General features: G+C 68.5%; 16 protein-coding genes. 5 read left to right on the top strand and 11 right to left on the bottom strand.

All coding sequences use genetic code 11. The features are described 5' to 3' along the window. Positions 1–45: 45 nt before the first annotated feature. A complete protein-coding gene (locus Poly30_RS17025) occupies positions 46–1,326 on the bottom strand; it encodes a hypothetical protein (RefSeq protein ID WP_145199747.1) in 1,281 nt (426 codons plus the stop codon). A gap of 375 nt (positions 1,327–1,701) precedes the next feature. On the opposite strand from Poly30_RS17025, the gene Poly30_RS17030 reads away from it, so the two are divergent. Next, entirely contained in the window at positions 1,702–4,014 is a 2,313-nt protein-coding gene (locus tag Poly30_RS17030) for an Ig-like domain-containing domain (protein WP_419190293.1), read from the top strand. Positions 4,015–4,047: 33 nt separating this feature from the next. On the opposite strand, the gene Poly30_RS17035 is transcribed toward Poly30_RS17030, so the two are convergent. Continuing rightward, positions 4,048–4,713 (bottom strand): nitroreductase family protein, encoded by a 666-nt coding sequence (locus Poly30_RS17035; protein WP_145199752.1) that lies wholly within the window; start codon positions 4,711–4,713, stop codon positions 4,048–4,050. Positions 4,714–4,858: 145 nt separating this feature from the next. Between Poly30_RS17035 and Poly30_RS17040 the strand changes: the two genes are divergently transcribed. Continuing rightward, positions 4,859–6,622 carry a prenyltransferase/squalene oxidase repeat-containing protein gene (locus Poly30_RS17040; protein ID WP_145199755.1) on the top strand — a complete coding sequence of 588 codons (1,764 nt, stop codon included), beginning with the start codon at positions 4,859–4,861 and terminating at the stop codon, positions 6,620–6,622. 45 nt (positions 6,623–6,667) lie between these two features. Here Poly30_RS17040 and Poly30_RS17045 read toward each other — a convergent pair whose 3' ends face one another. Next, on the bottom strand, positions 6,668–8,098 hold the full coding sequence (locus Poly30_RS17045) for a sulfatase family protein (protein WP_419190294.1): 1,431 nt from the start codon (positions 8,096–8,098) through the stop codon (positions 6,668–6,670). Positions 8,099–8,135: 37 nt separating this feature from the next. Here Poly30_RS17045 and Poly30_RS17050 point away from each other — a divergent pair, with 37 nt between their 5' ends. Continuing rightward, positions 8,136–9,251: a M48 family metallopeptidase gene (locus Poly30_RS17050; RefSeq protein ID WP_145199761.1), complete on the top strand. Its 1,116-nt coding sequence runs from the start codon at positions 8,136–8,138 to the stop codon at positions 9,249–9,251. A gap of 17 nt (positions 9,252–9,268) precedes the next feature. Here Poly30_RS17050 and trpA read toward each other — a convergent pair whose 3' ends face one another. Genes trpA through Poly30_RS17085 form a run of 7 tightly spaced genes read right to left on the bottom strand, consistent with a single transcriptional unit; the run spans position 9,269 to position 16,104 of the window. Continuing rightward, on the bottom strand, positions 9,269–10,114 hold the full coding sequence (gene trpA / locus Poly30_RS17055) for a tryptophan synthase subunit alpha (RefSeq protein ID WP_145199764.1): 846 nt from the start codon (positions 10,112–10,114) through the stop codon (positions 9,269–9,271). Further along, positions 10,111–11,400 (bottom strand): tryptophan synthase subunit beta, encoded by a 1,290-nt coding sequence (gene trpB / locus Poly30_RS17060; protein WP_419190295.1) that lies wholly within the window; start codon positions 11,398–11,400, stop codon positions 10,111–10,113. Before trpB ends, trpA begins: the two co-directional genes overlap by 4 nt. Beyond that, on the bottom strand, positions 11,393–12,082 hold the full coding sequence (locus Poly30_RS17065; protein ID WP_145199767.1) for a phosphoribosylanthranilate isomerase: 690 nt from the start codon (positions 12,080–12,082) through the stop codon (positions 11,393–11,395). The genes trpB and Poly30_RS17065 overlap by 8 nt, the downstream gene beginning before the upstream one ends. Further along, positions 12,079–12,885, bottom strand: coding sequence for an indole-3-glycerol phosphate synthase TrpC (locus Poly30_RS17070; protein WP_145199770.1), 807 nt, complete (start codon positions 12,883–12,885; stop codon positions 12,079–12,081). The genes Poly30_RS17065 and Poly30_RS17070 overlap by 4 nt, the downstream gene beginning before the upstream one ends. After that, complete coding sequence (trpD, locus tag Poly30_RS17075) at positions 12,882–13,946, bottom strand: anthranilate phosphoribosyltransferase (protein WP_419190296.1); 1,065 nt, start codon at positions 13,944–13,946, stop codon at positions 12,882–12,884. Before trpD ends, Poly30_RS17070 begins: the two co-directional genes overlap by 4 nt. After that, the gene (locus Poly30_RS17080; RefSeq protein WP_145199773.1) at positions 13,943–14,590 is read right to left on the bottom strand and encodes an anthranilate synthase component II; all 648 of its coding nucleotides are present in this window, start codon (positions 14,588–14,590) and stop codon (positions 13,943–13,945) included. The genes trpD and Poly30_RS17080 overlap by 4 nt, the downstream gene beginning before the upstream one ends. Further along, positions 14,587–16,104 (bottom strand): anthranilate synthase component I family protein, encoded by a 1,518-nt coding sequence (locus Poly30_RS17085; protein ID WP_145199776.1) that lies wholly within the window; start codon positions 16,102–16,104, stop codon positions 14,587–14,589. Before Poly30_RS17085 ends, Poly30_RS17080 begins: the two co-directional genes overlap by 4 nt. Before the next feature lie 429 nt (positions 16,105–16,533). On the opposite strand from Poly30_RS17085, the gene Poly30_RS17090 reads away from it, so the two are divergent. Continuing rightward, positions 16,534–18,495 (top strand): ArnT family glycosyltransferase, encoded by a 1,962-nt coding sequence (locus tag Poly30_RS17090; protein ID WP_419190297.1) that lies wholly within the window; start codon positions 16,534–16,536, stop codon positions 18,493–18,495. Between the two features lie 264 nt (positions 18,496–18,759). Here the strand turns inward: Poly30_RS17090 and Poly30_RS17095 are convergent, their stop codons facing one another. After that, positions 18,760–19,407 carry a hypothetical protein gene (locus Poly30_RS17095; RefSeq protein ID WP_145199781.1) on the bottom strand — a complete coding sequence of 216 codons (648 nt, stop codon included), beginning with the start codon at positions 19,405–19,407 and terminating at the stop codon, positions 18,760–18,762. Between the two features lie 795 nt (positions 19,408–20,202). Here Poly30_RS17095 and Poly30_RS17100 point away from each other — a divergent pair. Then, positions 20,203–20,739, top strand: a complete 537-nt coding sequence (locus Poly30_RS17100) for a sigma-70 family RNA polymerase sigma factor (RefSeq protein ID WP_145199785.1) — start codon at positions 20,203–20,205, stop codon at positions 20,737–20,739. The last annotated feature ends 3 nt before the right edge of the window (positions 20,740–20,742 follow it).

Below are 20,742 nucleotides of genomic sequence, written 5' to 3' on the forward strand. Positions count from 1 at the left end.
CGCCGGTCTCAGGAGAAGGCGTCTACCTTCCCTGATGCGCCAGGATCACTGGAACGTGATCGAGAGGCCGTTGGTGAAGTTGGACGTCGGGCCCGTGGGGCTCGAGTCACGGAACCAACCCTGGAAGTTCCAGGTGTCACCGGAGTTCGTGGCCACCGGACCCGTCGGCGACGGGATGGCGGTCAGGTCGGCCACGAGAGAGAAGCCGCCGTTGCCGAGCGTGTTCTGGATCTGGCCGGGGCCGACGTAGCGACCGATCGCGCCGGAAAGGCACAGGTTGCCCGAGCTGCCGCCGGGGTTCATCACGAAGCCCTGGTTCGGGCTGACGATGAAGAATCCGAACGAGTTGTTCGGAAGGCTGCTGGCCGTCAGCGTGAGGTCGTTGGCCGCTGCGGTGGGTGCACCCGTGGCCGACATCGCACCGGCGACGCCGGTGGAGTTGGCGTTGGCGGAGCAGTAGGAGGATCCGAGTCCACCGCCGGCGACGACTTCGAAGTTGTCGAACACGACGAACTGGTTGCCATCGCCGACCGACGTGAACACGTCCGCAAGACCGAGGCTGGCGAGGCCGTCGAAACGGTTCGCGAAGCTGCCCTGGTACGTGAGCGTGCCGTCGAAGTAGAACGAGATGAGCCCGGCAGTGTTGTCCACTTCGATGTCGACCGTCGTCCAGATGTTGCCCGGCGAACCGGCCACGGTGGACGGCGGAGCGGGGAAGAGAGCCTGGAAGAACGCGCCGGTGTTGTTGCTGCCGTTGCCGAGGTAGCTCGGGTGCGTGTTCGGAAGCGTGGTGCTGTCCGTCTCGCCGACGGGGGTGTTGTTGGGGTCACGGAACCAGCGGTAATCCGACCCGGAGTCGCCGTCGCCGTCGAAGCCGATGAAAGCACCGGAACCGGAGATCGGCGAGAAGATCTGGTTGAACGTGGCGCCGTCGCCGCCCACACCCACGTGCGCGTGCTCGGTGGTACCCGTGCCGCCCGGCGTGAAGTTGTTCCACACGTCCACGCGCAGGCGGTAGACGTCCGCGGTGATCGCCGTGTTGTGGAAGCACGTGGCGGCGTCCTGGTTGCCCTGGGTGGTGTTGACCGTCAGGCGCAGACCCTTCGTGTCACCGACCGCGGAGCGCGGCGCCGCGGGGATACCAGCGGCGACATAGTCGAACGAGAAGTCCTGGGCGCCGTCACCGGCGCTCACCGCGACGGTGTAGTCCGCGCTCGAGTTGGTCTCGAAGTTGTCCGTGATGAGAGTGATCTGAGCCGAGGCCGTAGCCGCGGCGATCGATCCCGCAGCGGCGAGGATCAATGGACGACGAAGTGATGTTTTCATCTAGTGAAAAGGATGGAAGCAGGAAGAGAGAAGGCTCTTGCGGCGCGCTCGATGTCGCCGGGGACGTCGCGCGGCCGCATGGGCAGGATGTCCATAGGGTATCGCACTTGAGGGCATCCCCGGCCAGGGATTACAAGGCTCACACATTCGAGACACTCCCGGAGCGCGGATGGGGACGCCCGCCGCCGGCGAGGCCCATCGCGAGACCAGCTGTGTCTCGATCGTGGACACGCGCCTCGTCATCTCCCTCACTGGAGGGTTTTCCTTCGGGGACGAAGAAGCGACCTCCGACCAGTGGAGGAGTTCCCTCGCGCGAGTCTTCCCTGGCTGGCGCCGCCCCTGAACGGCCTTTGCCCCATGACCCGATCGCTTCCCATGGCTCACGTCGCCGCGCTGCTCTGCTCCATCCTGCTCCTGACCGCCTGCTCGGGTGGCTCCGTGGACGACACGCCAGGTGAGCCACCGCTCGTCGGCGCCGCGCTCGTCGGCGCCACGCAGGACCGCGACTTCGACCCCTCCGGCGCGACCCTCGTCGTGGAGTTCGACGGCGCCATGAACACCGAGGATATGGAGACGGCGAGTCACTTCGGTGTCACCAGCGGAGCGGTCCTCTCGGCGGTCCAGATCGAACCTTCGAAGGTGCGGCTGACCTTGAGTGCGCCGGTGCTCCCGGGAGAGACTCTCGTCATCGTCGAGCCAGGTATGCGCGACGCCCAGGGCCGCGCATCGGAAGGCACGACGGGACGAGCGATCACCAGCACGGACGTCGACCCGCCGGTGGCAGCGCGCATCGCCGGAGTCACCGTGTCGGGACTCAACAACGACCAGGCCACGGTCGAGTTCGATGACCTCATGGTCGCCCCGGACGTCGTTCGCGTCGACTCCTGGAACCTGGAGTCCCCGGTGGGAAGTCCCGTTGACCTTTCCCGCGCGATCATCGAGTACGACGAAGCAGCGAGGCGCGCGACCATCACCCTCGGAGGCGGCCAGAACCTCACGACCGGCGCGGAGATCAGCGCGGTCCTCACGACGATGCGAGACGTGGGCGGCAACACGATCGCGTCGACCTCCTTCGGCAGCGATGCGGTGAGCTCGCTCGTGATCGGAGATACGGTCGCGCCGCGGCTGCTCAGCGTCTTTCCGGGCGAGGCGGCCAACACGCTTCGGTTCGTCTTCGATGAGCCCGTGCAATTCGTGCGAACGACTGATCTGATCTCGTCCACCCCCATCCACGGAACGCGCGTCGAGCTGGTTCAGGCGTCCGCCCCGGGCGTCACGCAGCAACCCATCGCCTCATCCTCCGTCATCGACAAGCTCGGAGCCGAGGTCACCTTCAGCGTCGCTCCCCAGGCTGGGGACCTCGCCACCATCGCGGGCGTCGCCGACCTCGCAGGCAACGTCATGCTCCCGGTTCTGGAAGCGGTGGTCGAAGCGCGCGACCCGATCGGCCCCGGCCTGTTCGTCGGGAGCACCGAACTCATCGCGTACGAGGGCGAGCGCAACGACGTCTTTCGTATGACGTTCGACAAGCCGCTCCACCCGGACGGGCTCTTCCTCGACTACCGCTACGGTCTGCTCGAGTATTTCTTCGTGAACACGCTCGGAGCCAAAGCGAGCTTCGACGGGGACCGAGAGATCACGTTTCTGCTGCGCGGCCCCATAGACCACGAGATCCTCGTGAATTCGAGGTACCTGCTCGCCGTGGTTGGAAACAGGAGCCGCCAGGGCGTGCCCATCGAGACGACGACCTACGAGTACGTGGTGACGCCGACCGGCGACACCACGCCGCCCTCGCTCACCGCTGCCCGCCTGTCCCCCACCAGCCCGAACCTGGTCCTGGTGGAGTTCAGCGAGGCGCTCGGCGAGGCGGAAGCGGTCGCCCTCACGGGCTACGCGCTCGACGGAGCGGCGCCCACCTCCGCGTCCCTCGTGTCACCGAGGGTGGTGGCGCTGGACTTTCCCAGCGCGCCCGTGCTCGGGCAGACATTGACCGTCCAGGCATCCGTGCTGCGCGACCGCGCAAGGAACCAGGCGTCGGCGCTGGCGAGCGTGGCGGTCCAGGGCGCGGACACCGTGCCCCCCTCGATCACGGGCGTCAGCGCCACGGCGAAGCCGGGCACGGAAGCCGACGAGATCGTCCTTCAGTTCAGTGAACTGATCGACCCTGACTCCGTCCTCGATCCCGCCTCGATCCTCGTGACCGTGGGAAGCTCCACGGCGACGCTCGAAGGGGCCGAGCTCATCTACCAGAGCTCGGGCAACACGCTGACCGCCGAGCTTCCGGACTCGCTCCTGCTCCCGTTCGGTGAGGCTTTGAACGTCGAGGTCGCGGACCTGAGGGACGTCGCAGGAAACGTCGCGACGGCGGCGTCCGGCGCCGCCACCGTGGCCGGTGACCATGCCGAGCCGAGCAGCCTCGCAGCCTTCGTCAACTACCGGGAGAGCACCGCGGGCACCGTCATCGAGGTGACACCGAACGAACCCCTGCGCGCCGCCGCGACGGGCGCCGGTGCCTGGAGCGCCTCCGGTGGGCAGGGCGTGCTCGAGGTCATGGCCCTCGGCTTCGATCGCTTCCGACTCACCCTGAGCGCACCGCTCGCACCGAACGACACCCTGTCGTTGAACGGCGCCACCGACCTCGCGGGGAACACGGCGAGCGGCGCGCTCACCGTCGACCCGGTCGAGTAGCCAGCGCCCGCGAACAGAAGCGAGCGCGACGAGTCAGTAACGAACGCAGATCTTCCCGAGCGGCTTACGCTCCAGATCGGGGACCTCGCAACCATCCGCCGGGTACCCCACCGGGATCAGCAGGAACGCCTTCTCGTTCTCGGGTCTGCCGAGAGCCTTCGCGAGGAACCCCATCGGGCTCGGCGTATGGGTCAGCGTCGCCAGTCCCGCGTCGTTCAGCGCAGCGAGCAGCATCCCCGCCGCGATGCCCACGGATTCCTGGGTGTAGTAGTTCTGCCCGCGCTCGCCGTCCTCGTCTATCTCCCAGGCGTGTCGGAACAAGATGATCAGGGCGGGCGCGATCTCCAGGAACGGCTTCTCGGCGTTCGTGTTGAACGGCCGCAGGTCGTCGAGCCACTCCGCGTTCATCCGGCGCGCGTAGTTCTCGCGCTCCTCTTCCTCGGCCGCCTCCCGAATCCTCGACTTGATCGCAGGATCGGTGACGAGGGCGAAGGTCCACGGCTGCTTGTGCGCCCCCGAGGGCGCGGTCCCAGCGCTCAGGATGCAGGTCTCCAGCACGTCGATGGGAACGGGGTCGGGGGAGAAGGCTCTCACGGAGCGGCGGCGATTCGCCACCGAATGGAAGTCGTGGGCGCGCTCGCGCATCTCCGCCTCGGAAAGGCGCTCGAAGGCGAGCGGGATGAAAGGTGCGTCAGACATTCGAAGAGATGGGGCTGTGGAGCAGCGGGAATTCCCTCCCCCTGCATCTTCCAGGGAATCCGCGTGAACCCGCAGCAAAACTGTTCGTTCACGCACGGGATCGCCGGTTGGACCTGGCGTGCCCTGGATCTACGCTATTGAAAGCATGCTGAGACCAACCATCGCCGTTTTCGCGGGCCTTCTGGCCGCGCCTTCCCTGTTCGCCGCTCCCGCTCCGATGCCGCTGTTGCCGCTGCCGGCCCTGGGCGCATCGGCCCAGGACGGAACCCTGCCCGACCTCAAGGACGAGGTCGACGTCTCCGTACGCTGGCTCCGGGCCACCCAGAACCCGGAGACGGGCGCCTACGGCGGAGGCGTCGAGGGAACCGCGTGGACCCTCTACGCCCTGGCGAAGAGCCCCCGAAAGTACACCCGCGTCGACGGCCCCTTCATGACGAAGGCCCTGTCGTTCCTGGTATCGGCCCAGGCCGAAGACGGCTCGATCGCCGACGAGGGCACGAGCGATGAGGCGCGGCTCCAGCAGACGCGGGCGGCCGCGGCGGCCCTCTCGGTGCTCGTCAGCCCCGAGACTGCGCCCGCCCTCGGCAAGGCGGCAGTCTGGCTCGCGGACCATGGAGTCGACTCCCCCGAGATGGACGAGATGGCGATTCCCGACAAGGTCGAGAAGCTCGGGTTCGAGCTGCTCGCGAGGCGGAAACCCGACGGCTCCTACGAGGGCCCGAAAGGCGCCGTGATCGCCACGAGCCGCGCCATCGTGGCCCTCAGCAGCATCAAGAAGAGGCTCCAGCCTGCGCCCGCCGTCGAGGAGCGCGCCACCGCTCTTCCGAGCTATCACAAGGCCACGCGCGCCGAGATCGACGCCGCCGTCCTGCGTGGCGCGCGGTTCCTCCTGGCGGCTGGTCCTGGCGCGCGCTGGGGTGCGCCGGGGCAGCCGGACGTCGGCATCACCGCCCTCGTGGTCAGCGGCCTCCAGGCCGTCCCGGAGCCGCGCCCCGGTGACATCCAGGCAACGATCGACGACGCGCAGGCGTGGATCGCGAGCCACCAGAAAGAGGACGGCGCCATCCACCAGGGCCAGCTCGCCAACTACGTCACCTCGGCCTCGGTCATGGCGCTCGCGCCGAACCCGAAGTACAAGGAAACCGTCGCCAAGGCCCGCGACTGGATCATCCGAATCCAGGCCGACGAGGGCGAAGGCTACTCCGAGGGGGACCTCTACTACGGCGGCATCGGCTACGGCAGCGATGAACGCCCTGACCTCTCCAACCTGCAAATGGCCCTGGAAGCCCTCGTGGCCGCCGGCGAGACGAAGGAGTCCAAGTCGATCCAGAACGCGCTCAAGTACCTGGAGCGCTGCCAGAACCGCTCGGAATCGAACGACGTCGCGGTCACTCGCGACGGGATCGTGATCAAGTCGGGTGACGACGGCGGCGGCTACTACGCGCCGGATGAGTCCAAGGCTGGCTACGTCGAACTCGGGGACGGCACGAAGATCCCGCGGTCCTATGGATCGATGAGCTATGCGCTCCTCAAGGGCTTCGTCTTTGCAGGCCTCACGAAGGAAGACCCCCGCGTCGCGGCCGTGTTCCAGTGGCTCTCCGACAACTACACGCTGGACGTGAATCCGGGGTTCCCGGCCTCCGCTGGCCCGGTCGCTCCGTACCAGGGCCTCTACTACTACTTCCACACGATGGGCAAGGCCCTCGACATCCTCGGCGTGGACGCAATCACGGACGGCGCTGGCGTCGAGCATGACTGGCGCGCCGAGCTCGCGGGCCGCCTCACCTCCATGCAGGCGAAGGACGGCAGCTGGGTGAACGAGAACGCTCCCCGCTGGTGGGAAGGGAACCCGCTGCTCGCGACCTCCTACGCGCTAGAAACGCTGGCCGCGACCCGCAAGGCCGAGTAGGCGCCGCGACAGAGGACCGCCAGCGCATGCGATGCCGGCCCGCGATCAGTCGCGGGTCGGCATCGTCACCATCCGGGTCTCGCGGAGGCGCCGCCGGGCTTCGTCGAGCGGCTCCGCGTACGCCTCGCTGCGCGCGAGGTTGTTCAGCTCCGACGGATCGTCGGCCAGATCGAACAGCTCTTCCCCGGGTCGCAGCACGAAGGTCGTCATCCGCGCCGCCAGGTCGACGTTTCCGCCGTCCGCGGCCAGCGCCATCGCTCGCCACGTGTCCGAAGTGCGCATGACGAGGTTCTCGAAGCGCAGACCCTCCGACCAGCTCCGGATGTACTTCCAGTTCCCGAAGCGGACCGAGCGCGACGGGATGTCGGGGTCGACGCGATGGGTGTCGTGGGTCGCAAAGATGGCGTCTGGCCAGGGGGTGGCGGGCGCCTCGCGCCCACTCACCAGGTGAGCGAAAGAACGCCCGTCGAACGCGTCCAATGGCGCGGCTTTCCCGCCGAGATCCAGGAAGGTGGGCAGGAGATCGACGAGGGAAACGAACGCGTCGCTCGTCGCGCCCGCGGGCACCCCGCTCCCCCACGCGATCAGCGGCATGTGGATCCCCGCCTCGTAGAGCGTGGTCTTCGCGAACGGAAAGGGTGGCCCGTTGTCGCTCGTGAACATGCCGATCGTCGAAGGGCCGAGATCGCGGGACGCGAGCCGATCGACCACGGCCCCGACGGTCGCGTCCATCCGACGCAGGCCGTCGTAGAAGCGCGCGATCTCCCCCCTGACCTCCGGCGCGTCGAAGAGCGTCGCCGGGACCCGAACCTTCGCCGGATCATGGGGCTCGACGGAGGAGTCCCCGTAGGGCGCCCCGTCCGTCGGGAAGGGCCAGTGGCTGTCGCGAAAGTTCACCACGAGCACCCAGGGCCGGCCGTCGTCCTGTGCTAGGAAGGCGTCCAGTTCCTCGACGTGCCACTCGAGGCTCCGCGCGTCCTCGTCCTCCTTCAGCGAGCGCGCGATGAAGTCGAAGGGGAAGCCCGCGATGGGTTTCGCGCCGATCTTTCCGATCAGGCCGGTTCGGTAGCCAGCCTCGGCGAACCAGGTCCCCCAGACCTTGACGTCGGGCCGAACCGCCTCGAACCCGGTGGCGCCGTGGTGAGCGGGCATGAGGCCCGTGTAGATCGACGATCGCGACGGCGTACAGACCGCTGACGGAGCGTAGGCCCGGGTGAATCGGACGCCGCGGGCCGCCAGCGCATCGAGCCTGGGCGTCTGGACGACCCCCTCACCCCAGCCGTCCGGGTAGCAGCCGAGGGCCGTCCCCTGATCGTCCGAGACGAGCAGCAGCAGGTTGGGCCGAACCGGCGATCCCTTCGAGCCCGACGTTCCCGGCTCTTCCCCTTTGCATCCGGCGGCCATGCCGACGAACATCAGGGGCCCGACGTACATCAGGGCAAGGAGTGCCTGACCGATCAGTGATGGGAAGCGCATCGCCCCAGTGTGCCTCCGACGACGCCAGACCCAAGCCATGCAGGACGAGTTCCAGACCTTTTCGACGACGACAGGATTCCTTGTGGAAGGAGGGCAGCGCCGTGACGTGGTCCTTCACCTTGGCGAGAGCGGCCTCCAGGTCGAGGGCGGCCCCCGGATCCTCTGGCGCAAGGCCCAGGTGAAGCGCGACGACGCGGACCAGGCGCTCCTCATCATCGGGAAGTCCGCCACCGTCGGCTCCACCGACCCCGGCTTCCTCCGCGAGATCGAGGGAGCCGCCGGGAACGAGCTGGATCAGCAGCTCGCCAGGCTGGACGGCCTGCCAACGAGCTGGCGCGGCTCCCAGTTCCTGGGCTGCATCGCCTTCTTCGGGCTGATCGGCTGGGGCTTCATGAGCATGCCGGGCTGCTACCGCGACGCCGTGGACCAGACGGTCGACAGCCTCCCCTACAGCATCGATGTCAGCCTCGGCGAGCAAGCAGAGGCGACGATGGAGGTCGGCGATACGATCGAGGACGAGGTCGTCGTCGGAGCGATCGAGGAGATGGTCGAGCGCCTCTCCGATCACTTCCAGAACACCGACGTCGCCGCCGAGGACGTCGAGTGGCAGATTCGCGTCGTGAAGAGCGACCAGGTCAATGCCTTCGCGCTGCCCGGCGGCTTCATCACCGTCTTCACCGGCCTCATCGAGGACGCCGAGTCCCCGGACATGGTCGCGGGCGTGATCGGCCATGAGATGGCCCACGTGCTCCAGCGCCACGGCATCCGGCGAGTCGCCAACGAGATCGGCCTCTTCGCGGGCCTCCGACTGATCCTCGGCGATACCGGCGGGGTCCTCGGGCTCGCCGGGGAAGTCATGAAGCAGGCCGCGGGCAACAACTACAGCCAGCAGAACGAAAGCGAGGCGGACGCACTCGGCACCAAGGCGATGCTCCGCTCAGGCCTCGATCCCGAAGCCCTCGCCGACTTCTTCCTGCTCCTCAAGAACAAGTACGGCGACGTGCCCTCGGGCCTCGCCTGGCTCTCGACGCACCCGGGCCATGACACGCGCGTGGAAGCCATCCGCTCGATCATCGAAGGAATGGAGCAGCCGGCCCCCGAGCCCCTGGACCTCGACTGGGCCGAGGTCCAGTCGAGGCTGGAGAAGCGGTAGCCGGCGGACTGACTGGCCTATAGAACGAGCGAGGCCATGAAGGTCCGCGCTCGCTCCACCGCGCGTGCCGTGGCGTCGCCGCCCCCGCCGGAGCCCGCCTCGTGGATCGCGGCCACGAGGGCGCTGCCGACGATCGCGAGCTCGGCGTGCTCGCCGACGGCCGCGACCTGCTCCGCCGTGCGGATCCCGAAGCCGACGCCGAGCGGCGTGTCACCGCTGAACTTTCGCACGCGCTCCAGGTACGCGGACGAGGTGTGGGAGACGGCCGTATTCGCGCCCGTCACCCCCGTTCGCCCGACGACGTAAAGAAACCCGCGAGTCGCCTCGGCCGCGCGGGCCAGGCGTTCATCCGTCGTGGTCGGTGCACAGAACAGGGTGGCGCAGAGCCCGTGATTCTCCGCCAGGGCCGAGAGCACCGGCGCTTCCTCCAGCGGCAGGTCCGGGATCAGAACCCCGTCGAACCCGGCCTGGCGAAGCGATGCCAGCCTCCGCCCGAGCGCGCCCGCGCTCCCACCTGACATCAGCGGGTTCAGGTAGCTGAAAGCCAGGATCGGCACCGTTCCGCCGCCGTCCCGGAACGCGCGAACGGTGCGCTCGATCCCGTCCAGCGTCGTCCCAGCCGCCAAAGCCCTCGCCGCCGCCTCCTGGAGCGTCGGCCCGTCCGCGATCGGATCACTGAACGGCACGCCAAGCTCCACGCAGGCCGCGCCCGACTCCTCGACGGCACGCAGGAGCTCCAGCGTCCGATCGAGCCCGCCGTCCCCCGCCGTCAGGTACGGCGCGATCCGTGTCGCTCCGCTCGCGCGCAGGCCGGCGGTCATCTCGATCAACCGATTGTCCGTCAAACCCTGGGATGCGCTCACGACCGACCTCCGCGCGCCGCGCGTTCGGCCCTGGCACGAAGAACGCTATCCAGGTCCTTGTCCCCGCGACCGGACATGTTGATCAGCACCCGCTCGCCGCGCAGCGCCTCGGCCTGGGCCATGACCCAGGCCACGGCGTGGCTCGATTCCAGCGCCGGCAGGATGCCCTCCAGCTCCGCCACGGCGGCGAACGCATCGAGCGCTTCGTCATCGGTCGCGCTCTCGTAGCGTGCGCGGCCTCCCACGTGCAGCGCCGCGTGCTCCGGCCCCACCGCGGGGTAGTCGAGCCCCGCGCTCACGCTGTGGGTTTCGCGCACCTGCCCCACCGCGTCCTGCAGGAGCCACGTGTGCGCTCCGTGCAGCACGCCTGGCGTGCCGCCCGAGAAGCGCGCCGCGTGTTCGCCCGAGGGCACCCCGTGACCGCCGGCTTCCACGCCGATGAGCTCGACTTCCCTGTCGTCCACGAAGCCCCGGAAAATGCCAATCGCGTTCGACCCACCGCCGACGCAGGCGACGACCTTGTCCGGCAGCCCGCCCGTCCGCGCCAGGATCTGCTCGCGCGCCTCGCGCCCGATCACGCTCTGGAAGTCGGCGACGATCCGCGGGAAAGGGTGCGGCCCGAGCGCGCTGCCGAGCACGTAGTGCGACCCGTCCGGATCCTCGACCCACGCCCGCATGGCCTCGTCGACCGCGTCTTTGAGCGTCTGCGACCCCGAGTGCACGAGCTCGATCTTCGCGCCGAGCAGCTCCATCCGCCGCACGTTCGGCGCCTGCCGCTCCGCGTCGCGCGCCCCCATGTAGACGACGCACTCCAGCCCGAGCCGCGCGGCGGTCGTCGCCGAGGCCACCCCGTGCTGGCCGGCCCCGGTCTCGGCGATGATCCGGCGCTTGCCGGCCCGCTGGGCCAGCAGGCATTGACCGAGCGTGTTGTTCAGCTTGTGCGCCCCCGTATGCAGGAGATCTTCACGCTTGAACCAGATCTCTGCGCCCACGCGATCCGAGAGCCTCGGCGCCAGGGTCAGCGGCGTCGCGCGACCCGCGTAGTTCGTGAAGAGATCATCGAGTTCGGCGCGGAACGCCGGATCCTCCCGCGCGTCGAGCCACAGGGACTCCAGCTCGATGAGGTTGGCCATCAGCGTCTCGGGGGCGAAGCACCCGCCGAAGCCTGCACCGAGTCCGAAGAGGTCGCTCGCGTCGCCGCTCCCCTTGCCGATGGTCGACGAGGAAAGGAAACGCGGGGAAGTGCGGAAGGTGCCGGCCCCCGTCATGTGGCTCGTATCAGTCATGGTCTTGTGAAGGCGCGTTTCCCTTCGAATAGCGATGTGCGGCGTCGATGAAGGACTTCACGCGATCGGGGTCCTTGGTGCCCGGCTCGATCTCGAGTCGACTGGAGGCATCGAAGCCCCGATAGAGCCCGATCGAAGGAGCGTGATGAAAAACGCCGGCGTCCCCGTCGAGGCCGCCAGCGAGAAAGCAGGGAGCCTCGCGGGCGAATTCCGCAGCGTGCTCCGGATCCACGGTTCGCCCCGAGCCGCCCGCGGAGGACGGGTGGTCGAGCACGAAGGCGTCGGCGATGCCCTTCCAGGCGGCGAGTTCCGCGTCACCGTGCTCGTCGACGCCGATCCTTCGGAGCAGCCCGTACGAGGTGTTGCGCCAGTCGCCCGGCTCCTCCATCCCGCAGAGCTGCACCGCGTCCAGTCGAGCCTCGTGTACCAGCCGATCCACGCCCGCTCGGTCCGCGTCGACGATCACGAGGACCGAGCGCGCTGCGAGCTTCTCGATGATGTGCCCGAGGGCCACGACCTGAAGGTCGCTCAGATGACGGGGCGACTTCGGATAGGAGACGAGACCGAGCAGATCTGCTCCGGCCGCCGCCGCCAGCTCCACGTCCCTCTGGCCCGTGAGCCCGCAGACCTTGGCGAGCGGACGCTCCGCCTGCTCGATCAGGCTCGTGAGAAACCGCGTCATGGCTGCCCCTCCCCGACGAAGGCTCGCCACTGGCGAAGGGTCGCCGCAGGATCCCCGGACTTCATGAGCGCCTCTCCGACGAGGACGGCGTCGGCGCCCGCGCGCCGCATGCGCAGCGCGGACTCCGCCGCGTGGATTCCGCTCTCGGCGACGCGCACGATGCCGGGCGGCACGAGCGGGAGCAGGCGCTCGGTCACGCCGAGATCGACCTCGAAGGTGCGCAGGTCCCGCGCGTTCACCCCGAGGCAGTCCGGATCGACGCGCAGGCCGCGTTCGAGTTCCTCCTCGTCGTGGACCTCCAGCAGCACCGCGAGCCCCAGCTCGCGCGCGGCCGCCCGCATGTCCCGCAGTTGCGCGTCGTCGAGGCAGACGGCCAGGAGCAGCACCGCGTCCGCGCCCATGGCCACGGTCTCCACGACCATGTCGACGTCGAGCAGGAAGTCTTTCCGCAGGCGCGGCAGACCGGCCTTCGCCGCCGCGATGAGGTCGTCCGGATGGCCACGAAAGTGGTCCTGCTCCGTCAAGATCGAGAGCGCTGCCGCGCCGCCCCGGGCATACGCTTCGGCGCGCGCCCCCAGATCGACCTCCGAAGTCAGCTCCCCCACCGAGGGAGAGCGGCGCTTGCACTCGGCGATGAAGGAGAGTTCGCCCGGCGTCCCGAGAGCGCGCACGAAGCGCGTACCGCGCACCGGATCGGGATCGGCGACCGGCGCACCACCGCGGGCCCTGCGGCGTTCGATGGCGTGGGCGGCCACGGACTCCAGGATCGGGTCGAGTCGCGTACCTGTCTTCTGAATCTTCATGACGCCTGGGCTCCTTCGCGGGTGACGCGCACCCAGCCGTCGAGGGTAGCGAGCGCGCGGCCTCGATCGATCGCTTCCTTCGCGAGACGAACTCCGCTCGCCGCGTTCTCGGCGACGCCTGCGACAACGAGCGCGGCGGCTGCGTTCAGACAGGTCGCGTCGCGCAGCGGTCCCTTCGCGCCTCCGAGGAGATCCCGCATGAGGCGCGCATTGTGAGCTGCATCGCCTCCGGCGAGCGCCGACACCGGGACATGGGTCAAACCGAGCGGCTCGGGCGCGAAATCGTGCGCAACGGCTCCGCCGAGCGCCAGGACCCGATTGCCTGGCCCGAGGCTCAGCTCGTCCGTGCCGCCGTCGCCGTGAACCACGTAGGCCGCGTCCACGCCGAGCGATTCCAGCGCGCCAGCGACCTTCACCTGCAGCTCCGGCGAAGCCACGCCGAGGACCTGCCTGCGCACGCCGCCGGGGTTGCACAGCGGCCCGACGAGGTTGAACACCGTTCGGATCCCCAGCGCCTTCCGAACCGGCGCGGCGTGACGCATCGCCGGGTGAAAGCGCGGTGCGAAGAGGAACGTGAACCCGGTCTCGTCGAGCGCTCGACGCGCGACGTCGTCGTGGACGTCGAGCCGGCCGCCGAGCGCTTCCAGCACGTCGGCCGAGCCGGACTTCGAGGAGACGCTGCGGTTGCCGTGCTTCACGACGCGGGCGCCGGCGGCGGCGGCCACGAAGGCGGACGCCGTCGACAGGTTGAAGGTGCCGAGTCCGTCGCCGCCGGTGCCGCAGGTATCGATCGCGTCCCGGGCGTCGTGCTCGAACGGCGCCATGTGCGTGCGCAGAGCGGCGGCGACGCCCGCGATCTCCTCGGCGGTCTCGCCGCGCTGGCTCAGGCTGACGAGGAAGCCGCCGAGGAGGACGGGATCCATCTCGCCTTCCAAAACTCCTTCCAGGAGTCCCTGGATCTCCGCGCGACCCGGCCGTTCTCCGGCCAGGACACGCGCGAGGGCCGAGCGCAGCGCGTCGCTCACGGCGTTCGATCCTGCCATGGAATCGGCGGAACTCATGACGCCACCCCCGCGGTACGTTCCATGCCGCCGCGAATGACGGGCGCCGCGGCGGCCGCGTCGACGCGGAGTTCCAGCCCCGCGAGTTCGACGAAGCGCGCGAGAAGCTCCGACCCCCTCGGCGTCAGGATCGACTCCGGGTGAAACTGAACGCCGAAGCGCGGGAGCGTGTTGTGCTCCACGGCCATCACCGCGCCGTCGCTCGTCTCGGCCGCGATCCGAAGGCTCGCCGGAAGCGAAGCGCGAACGGCGCGCAGGCTGTGGTAGCGGCCGCACGTCATCGGCGACTCGACGGAAGAGAAGAGGCCGGTGCGTCCGTGCGTCACGGAGCTCGACTTTCCGTGGACGGGCACCGCGTCGACCTCCAGCTCACCGCCCTCGGATTCGACGAGCGCCTGGTGGCCGAGACAAACGCCGAGTACCGGCATGCGGTCCGGGAGAGCGCGCAGCAGCTCGAGCACGATGCCGGCGCCCTTGGGGCGACCAGGCCCGGGGCTGATCACGACGGCGTCCGGCGCGAGGGCCAGCGCCTCTGCGACCGTGATCTCGTCGTTGCGCACGACGCGGACTTCGGAGCCGAAGATCGAGAGCGCCTGGTAGAGATTGAAGGCGAACGAATCGTAGTTATCGATCAGGAGGATCATCGGACGGGAGCCTCCGCGGGCTCGGGCTGGAAGGCCGGGGAGGTCGCCATGCGGGCGGCTTCGAAGAGCGCACTCGCCTTGTGGAGGGTTTCCTCGAACTCCTTGTCGGGATCGGAGTCGAAGACGATGCCCGCGCCCGCCTGGAAGTGGAGCTTGCCGCCGTGGCAGACGATCGTGCGGATGGCGATGGCGACGTCGAGCTGGCCGGCGCGATCGAGGTAGCCGAAGGCACCCGCGTAGGCGCCACGCTCGCGGCCCTCGAGCTCGGCGACGAGCGACATGGCCCGGACCTTCGGAGCCCCGCTCACGGTGCCCGCCGGGAAGGCGGCCGCCAGTGCGTCGAGCGCGTCGAGGCCAGGCGCCAGCTCGGCGCCCACGCGGCTCACGAGGTGCTGGACGCGCGGAAACTTCACGAGCTGGCGGTACTGCTCGACCTCGACCGTTCCGATGCGTGCGACGCGCCCGGCGTCGTTGCGCGCGAGGTCGACGAGCATGTCGTGCTCGGCGCACTCCTTGACGTCCGCGAGAAGCTCTGCGCCGAGGCGCTCGTCCTCGGCCGTGGTCGCGCCGCGCTTGCGGGTGCCAGCGATCGGGACCACCTCGAGGTGGCCGTCCTGGACGGAGACCAGTCGCTCCGGGGACGAGCCGACGAGCGTCAGGCCATCCGCTTCGAAGTAGAACATGTGCGGAGCGGGGTTCACCAGGCGCAGCACGCGGTAGAGCGTGAAGGGGTCGCCCTCGTAGCGCTGCTCGAAGCGCTGTGACAGAACGGCCTGGAAGATCTCTCCCTGGCCGATCGCTTCCTTGAGCCGATCCACTCCCCGAAGGAAGTCCGAGCGTTCGGTGAGGCTTCGCGGCTCCTGGTCGAGCAGGCGAAAGCCCCGGTCGATCGACCCGGAGAGTTCGTTCGAAGCGCCCATGTCGGCGGCGATCCTTGCGGCGCGACCCTCGGCCTCTGCGCGGTCAGCTGCGCCGCGCGGAGCGGCGCAAAGAACGGTGCACGTCTGGGCCGAGTGATCGAAGGCGACCACATCAGGATAGTGATCGAACAGAGCCTCGGGCAGGTCGAAGTCGCGCTGCTCGGGCCGGGGGACGCGCGGCTCCAGGGTGGCGGCCCACTCGTAGCTGAAGAGGCCGAGCCAGCCGCCCTGGAACGGGGGAAGGTCCGGGTGACCCGCGGCGGGCTGATCGCGCCGGCGACGGGCCGACGCCTCACGCAGGGCCTCGTGGGGCGGAAGATCGAGCGTTTCCCCGCGGCCGCTCGCGTCCGTCAGCATGGCCGACGTCGATCCGGCCCGAAGGGACCCGTCGGGGTCGACGGCCACGAAGCTGTAGCGCGCGAGGCGCTCTGGCCCCTCGACCGACTCGAGCAGCGCGGCGTGGTGTCCCGTGGCGCGAAGCCGCTCGAAGGTCTGAACGGGCGTCGTCCGATCCGCGGGATAGACCGCCCAGACGAGGCGATGCTCATCGGCGTCCAGGGCGGTCGAAGTTCGGATGGGTCGGCTGAAGTTCATGGGATCGGAGCCTGCGTGCGGGAGTCGGTGTCAAAGCAGCGGACCCGGAAGAGGAGCATCTCTTCCGGGTCCGCAGGTGTTCGGTGGGCCGAGCGTCTGGCTCGGTCTTCGGAGGCGTCAGGCGCGCGCAGGCATGGCGCGCCGGAGCCCCCGGGAACACCCGGGACCCTTGGGCCACCATCGCCAGGACCAGCTTCCGCCGATCGCGTTGAGTTGTGCGCTGTGCTGCATGTCGGGCCTCACCTTAGGCGGAGGGAGGCGGGTTCTGGAAGGGCCTTTCTGGAGAGAAATGGATCGACGTGCCCCGGGATGCGCCAGTCTCGGTCCCCAAACGGGTGTCGGTCCCCAAAGAAAGACGGAAGCAGGCGCTGCGCGGCGAGCCGTCATGCGTGCGCGGTAGACTCTCCGCGCCACCGAGCCCGACCTCCCATGCCTGATTCCCAAGCCCCCCCCGATCTGCCGAAGCCCGCTGGCCGAGCCGGTCCCGCTGGCCGGCGCGGTCGCCTCAGCCTCGCACTGCTGCTGCTCGTCGTCGCCCTCGGATTCCGACTCGTCGGGATCGACCACGGGTTGCCTCACTTCGGTGAGCCAGATACCTACCTCGTGAACCAGGCCGACTCGATGATCGAGGGCGGCATCACGAACCGCGAGCGCGCGGGATGGAAGTATCCGCACCTCGTGGGGACGATCCTGGCGCTGGTTCCGCCGGAGCCCATCGAGCGCCTCGCGCCCGGTGCGACGCTGCAGGAGCATCAGGAGCTGGCGACGCGGCTGCGCAAGCGCGGGCGCGTGGTGGTGGCCGTCATGTCGAGCCTCGCTGCGCCCGCGACCTACCTCATCGCTGCGCGCTTCCTCGGCGCGCGTTTCGCATTCCTCGCGGGGCTGCTCGTGGCATCGAGCCTGCTCCATATCTGCTTCTCGGTGCAGGCGCGCCCCCACGGCCCCGTCTCCGCCATGGCCACGATCGCGCTCCTCTGCGCGATCCGCTGGCGCGAGAAGCCTTCGTTCGGGCGGGCGGCCGTCCTCGGCCTCGGCGTCGCCGGTTCGCTCTGCACGCTGCACTCCGGGGCGGCGGCGCTCGCCCCCGCTGGAGCAGCCCTGCTCGGGCTCCTTCGTACCGGAGCTCCCAGGGCCAAGGTGCTGCTCGGGACGCTCCTGGCGCTCACGATCATCGCCGTCTCTGCGGGTTGGTTCTACATCCGCGCGGAGAACGGCTACGGTCTCAATCCGAATCGAACCGCAGGAGCGATCGCCAAGCGCGGCGGTGGTCTCGGCGACGCGGAACTCGACAAGATCGCGCAGACCGGCCGCTCCCTGACAGAGGTCTACAAGGACAAGAAGGTCATCGTCTTCAGCGGTCACGTCGTGCCGCTGTCCTTCTTCAACGGCTACGGGTTCGTGGTCGCCGCGGAGACGCTCGCGACCTACGACCCGATCATCCTCTTCTTCGTCGCGATCGGTGTGCTCGGCATCCTGGCCATGGCGCTTCGGCGGCGAGCCGCCCGAGGTGAAAGAAGCACCGAGAAGAACTGCGTCAAGAACGCCGCTAGCGCCGCGTGGATCACCGCTGCCTACGGTGTCCCGACGCTGCTCGTCTACGGGATCTACCAGGCGAGCACCGACCGCTTCTACCTCGCCCTCGTGCCGGTGACCTGCATCCTCGCGGCCTACGGGATGTCATGGCTCTGGGCGCGCAGGATTCCGCGGGTCCTCACGGGCTTCGTCCTCGCGACCAGCGTGTTCGGTATGGTGCTGGGCGCCGCCGCAGCAGCGCGCCTGCGCGTGCTCCCTGACACCTATGAACTGGCAGCGGAGGCGATCGAGCAGCTCAGCGGTGACCAGGACCGGCTCGTCTACATGGCCGAGGTCATTGGCATCCCGCTGATGACGAAGCGCGAGCTGTTCCAGAAGGACGCCATGTGGTCGCGCGGTCCGTGGGACACGTACCAGTGGCACATCGCCTACGAGAATCCTTACATGCTCATCGGCGAGACGAGTCGCTCGTCGCGCGAGCACGCCGCGCCCTACGGGGAAGCGGCGGACCGACTCGGGAAGCGAATCATGCCAGCCCACGCGGCGACGCGGCTCAAGCTCTACCACTCGGAAGATCGCGCTGCGACCGCGGCCGAGGCTCTGTCGGAAGTGGACCCCGATATCGTCCTCGTTGGAACCTCGATGGCACCGGGCAAGGGCCCCCTCGGACCCACGGCCATCCGCGATGCCTGGAAAGAAGCCGTGCGAGCCGATGGGCGCTGGAAGCTCAACCGCACGATCCACAACTCCCGGCGCGCCGATGACTATCCGCTTGGCTACAAGCTGGGCTTCGTGGACGTTCTCACGAACTACGCCCGCGGCCCGGAGATCGAAGTCTGGACGCGGATCGATTCCTGAACGGTATCCACCGTCCGGCGATCGAGTTCGTCGTCGCGGAGCAGCCATGGGACCATTCCATCGGGACGGACCTCGAAGCGCTCGAGGCTGATCGCGGGCTCGCCTGCGTAGCGGCGAAGCGACTTCTGCCTGCGCGCGCTGGCCCTTGCGAACGAGCGCGCGCAAAGAGAACCCGTTGGCGTTCACCACCAGCGGAGGCGGCACGCATGGGTCGCGGTACGTCACCGTCGCCGGCGAACCGACGTCGACCCAGGGCTATCGACTTCAGGGCGTCCGCGTGAGGGTCTCGACGATCATCGCCTTGATGTCATCGAACTCCTCGCTGGTCGAGCCTACGTCATCCGTCGAGTCCTGAAGGACGATCCACCGCTTGCTCGAGGTGTCGCCGTCGATCGGAAAGATCTCGACCAAGAGCGAGAACATGTCAGCAACGACGGTCAAGCGGGTTCCCTCGACAGCCTCGCCCTCAAGAACTATTTCGATCTCGCTGGATTCGACCTCTCCCAGGCTGCTATACGCGCTGACCTGTTCTGCGGTGAACTCCTCGACCGAGGGCGCGATGGGAAACTCGAACACCATCACCACGGCGTCGTTGCCGTCGAGGGTCCAGATCTTGGAAAAGAGGTCTTTCTCATACTCGAAAGACATCATCCGCGGGTACTCGAAGCGCAGCCCAGCGGCCTGGACGATGCGAGTGTCAGCCTCCTCGAGGGAGAGCGTGTGCTTCCTGTCGCCCATGAGCAGCTCCAGGGGCTCTCCGGCGATCATCGAGTGCGTGTCGCCGTCGATGGTGAGCACGAAGCGCGTCGGCGGTTCCGAGGTGTGGTCGGACTGGAAGAAGGTCGGAGCGGCGAACGCCAGCGCCATGCCGGCGATGGGAAGGAGGCGCGTCGTGGAGGGCGTGGTGAACATGGGAGTAGTCTACACTTCGGGCTCTTCAGCAGAATCTGTGGGCCTGGAAAGCTCCAGTCCTGCGACGGACCAGGAGCTCAGCGCCTGGAGTTCAGTCCGCTGGACTCCGTAATTCCTGCTGATGCGACCAAAGAAGCGGAGGAGCCGGGAGGATCGAGGGGGCGCGGCTCCCCTGTGAGGGATGGAGCAATGGAAGTGCGCGAGCTCGCGCGCCGAAAGACTCTTCCCAGAGGACGTCACCTCCGTCGACCGGGTCGTCGACGGAACAGAACGTCGAGTGACGACCCATCGTGTGGATCAAGCCGACCGTCCGGAGGACAACGATCTCATCGCGGCGATCACCGTCGAGGTCGCCCACCGCCAGCGAGCCCTCGATGGACTGATGGCTCGCAAAAGGCCCGATCCGGCGCAACCGCTGCCAAACGGCAACGCCTTGCAATCGGACGTCGACCCGGTAGAGCTCGGACTGCGTCGACCTGGCCGCGCGAGGGATCGAAGTCGGATTGGAGCGCTCCTTGCCGACGCACGAAGAACGCCCTGGGCCAGGATCGAAAGGGGGATTAGAGTGGGACGTATCATGGGGGCTCCAGGATCACGGCCCCCTCTTCCGGTGGACTTGGAGGGTCCGGGGTAGGTCTGCAGAGAAACGATCACTGACCCCAGCGGTCCCACACAGGAAAGCCCGATTCCTGGCTCGTCAAAAAAGTTGGAGAGTTCCCTGTGGTTTCCCACGACGCTTCGCGCGTCCCCCACGCGGGCTCTTGCCTTCCCGCCCCCCGTGCCCCCCCTCCCCCCATGCCCGACGCCCCCTCGACCTCCAGCGAGCCTCCCGACGAACTCATGCAGCTCGTCTACGGAGAGCTGCGGCAACTGGCGTCGGCCTACCTTGCGCGTGAGCGCTCCGACCACACCCTCCAGCCCACCGCGCTGGTGCACGAGGCCTTCGTCAAGCTGTCCCCCCAGAAGAAGCGCTGGGAGAACCGCTCCCAGTTCATCGGCGTCGCCGCCGTCGCCATGCGACGCATCCTCGTGGACTACGCCCGGAAGCACCGTAGCGAGAAGCGCGGCGGTGGCGCGCGCCGGGTTGAGCTCGATCTCGCCACCATGGAAACGACCGAAGGCGCCATCGATCTCGTGCGCATGGACGAGGCCCTGACCGGACTGGCCAAACTCTCTGCCCGCCAGGCCCAGGTGGTCGAGCTCCGCTTCTTCGGCGGACTCACCAACGATGAGATCGCCGAGGTCCTGGCCGTTTCCTACCGTACCGTCGAGAACGACTGGCGCTTCGCGCGCGCCTGGCTGAAGGAGCAGCTCGGCGAGGGTCCCGGGTGAGCA

This window comes from Saltatorellus ferox (assembly GCA_007751475.1).
Lineage (GTDB): Bacteria > Planctomycetota > UBA1135 > UBA1135.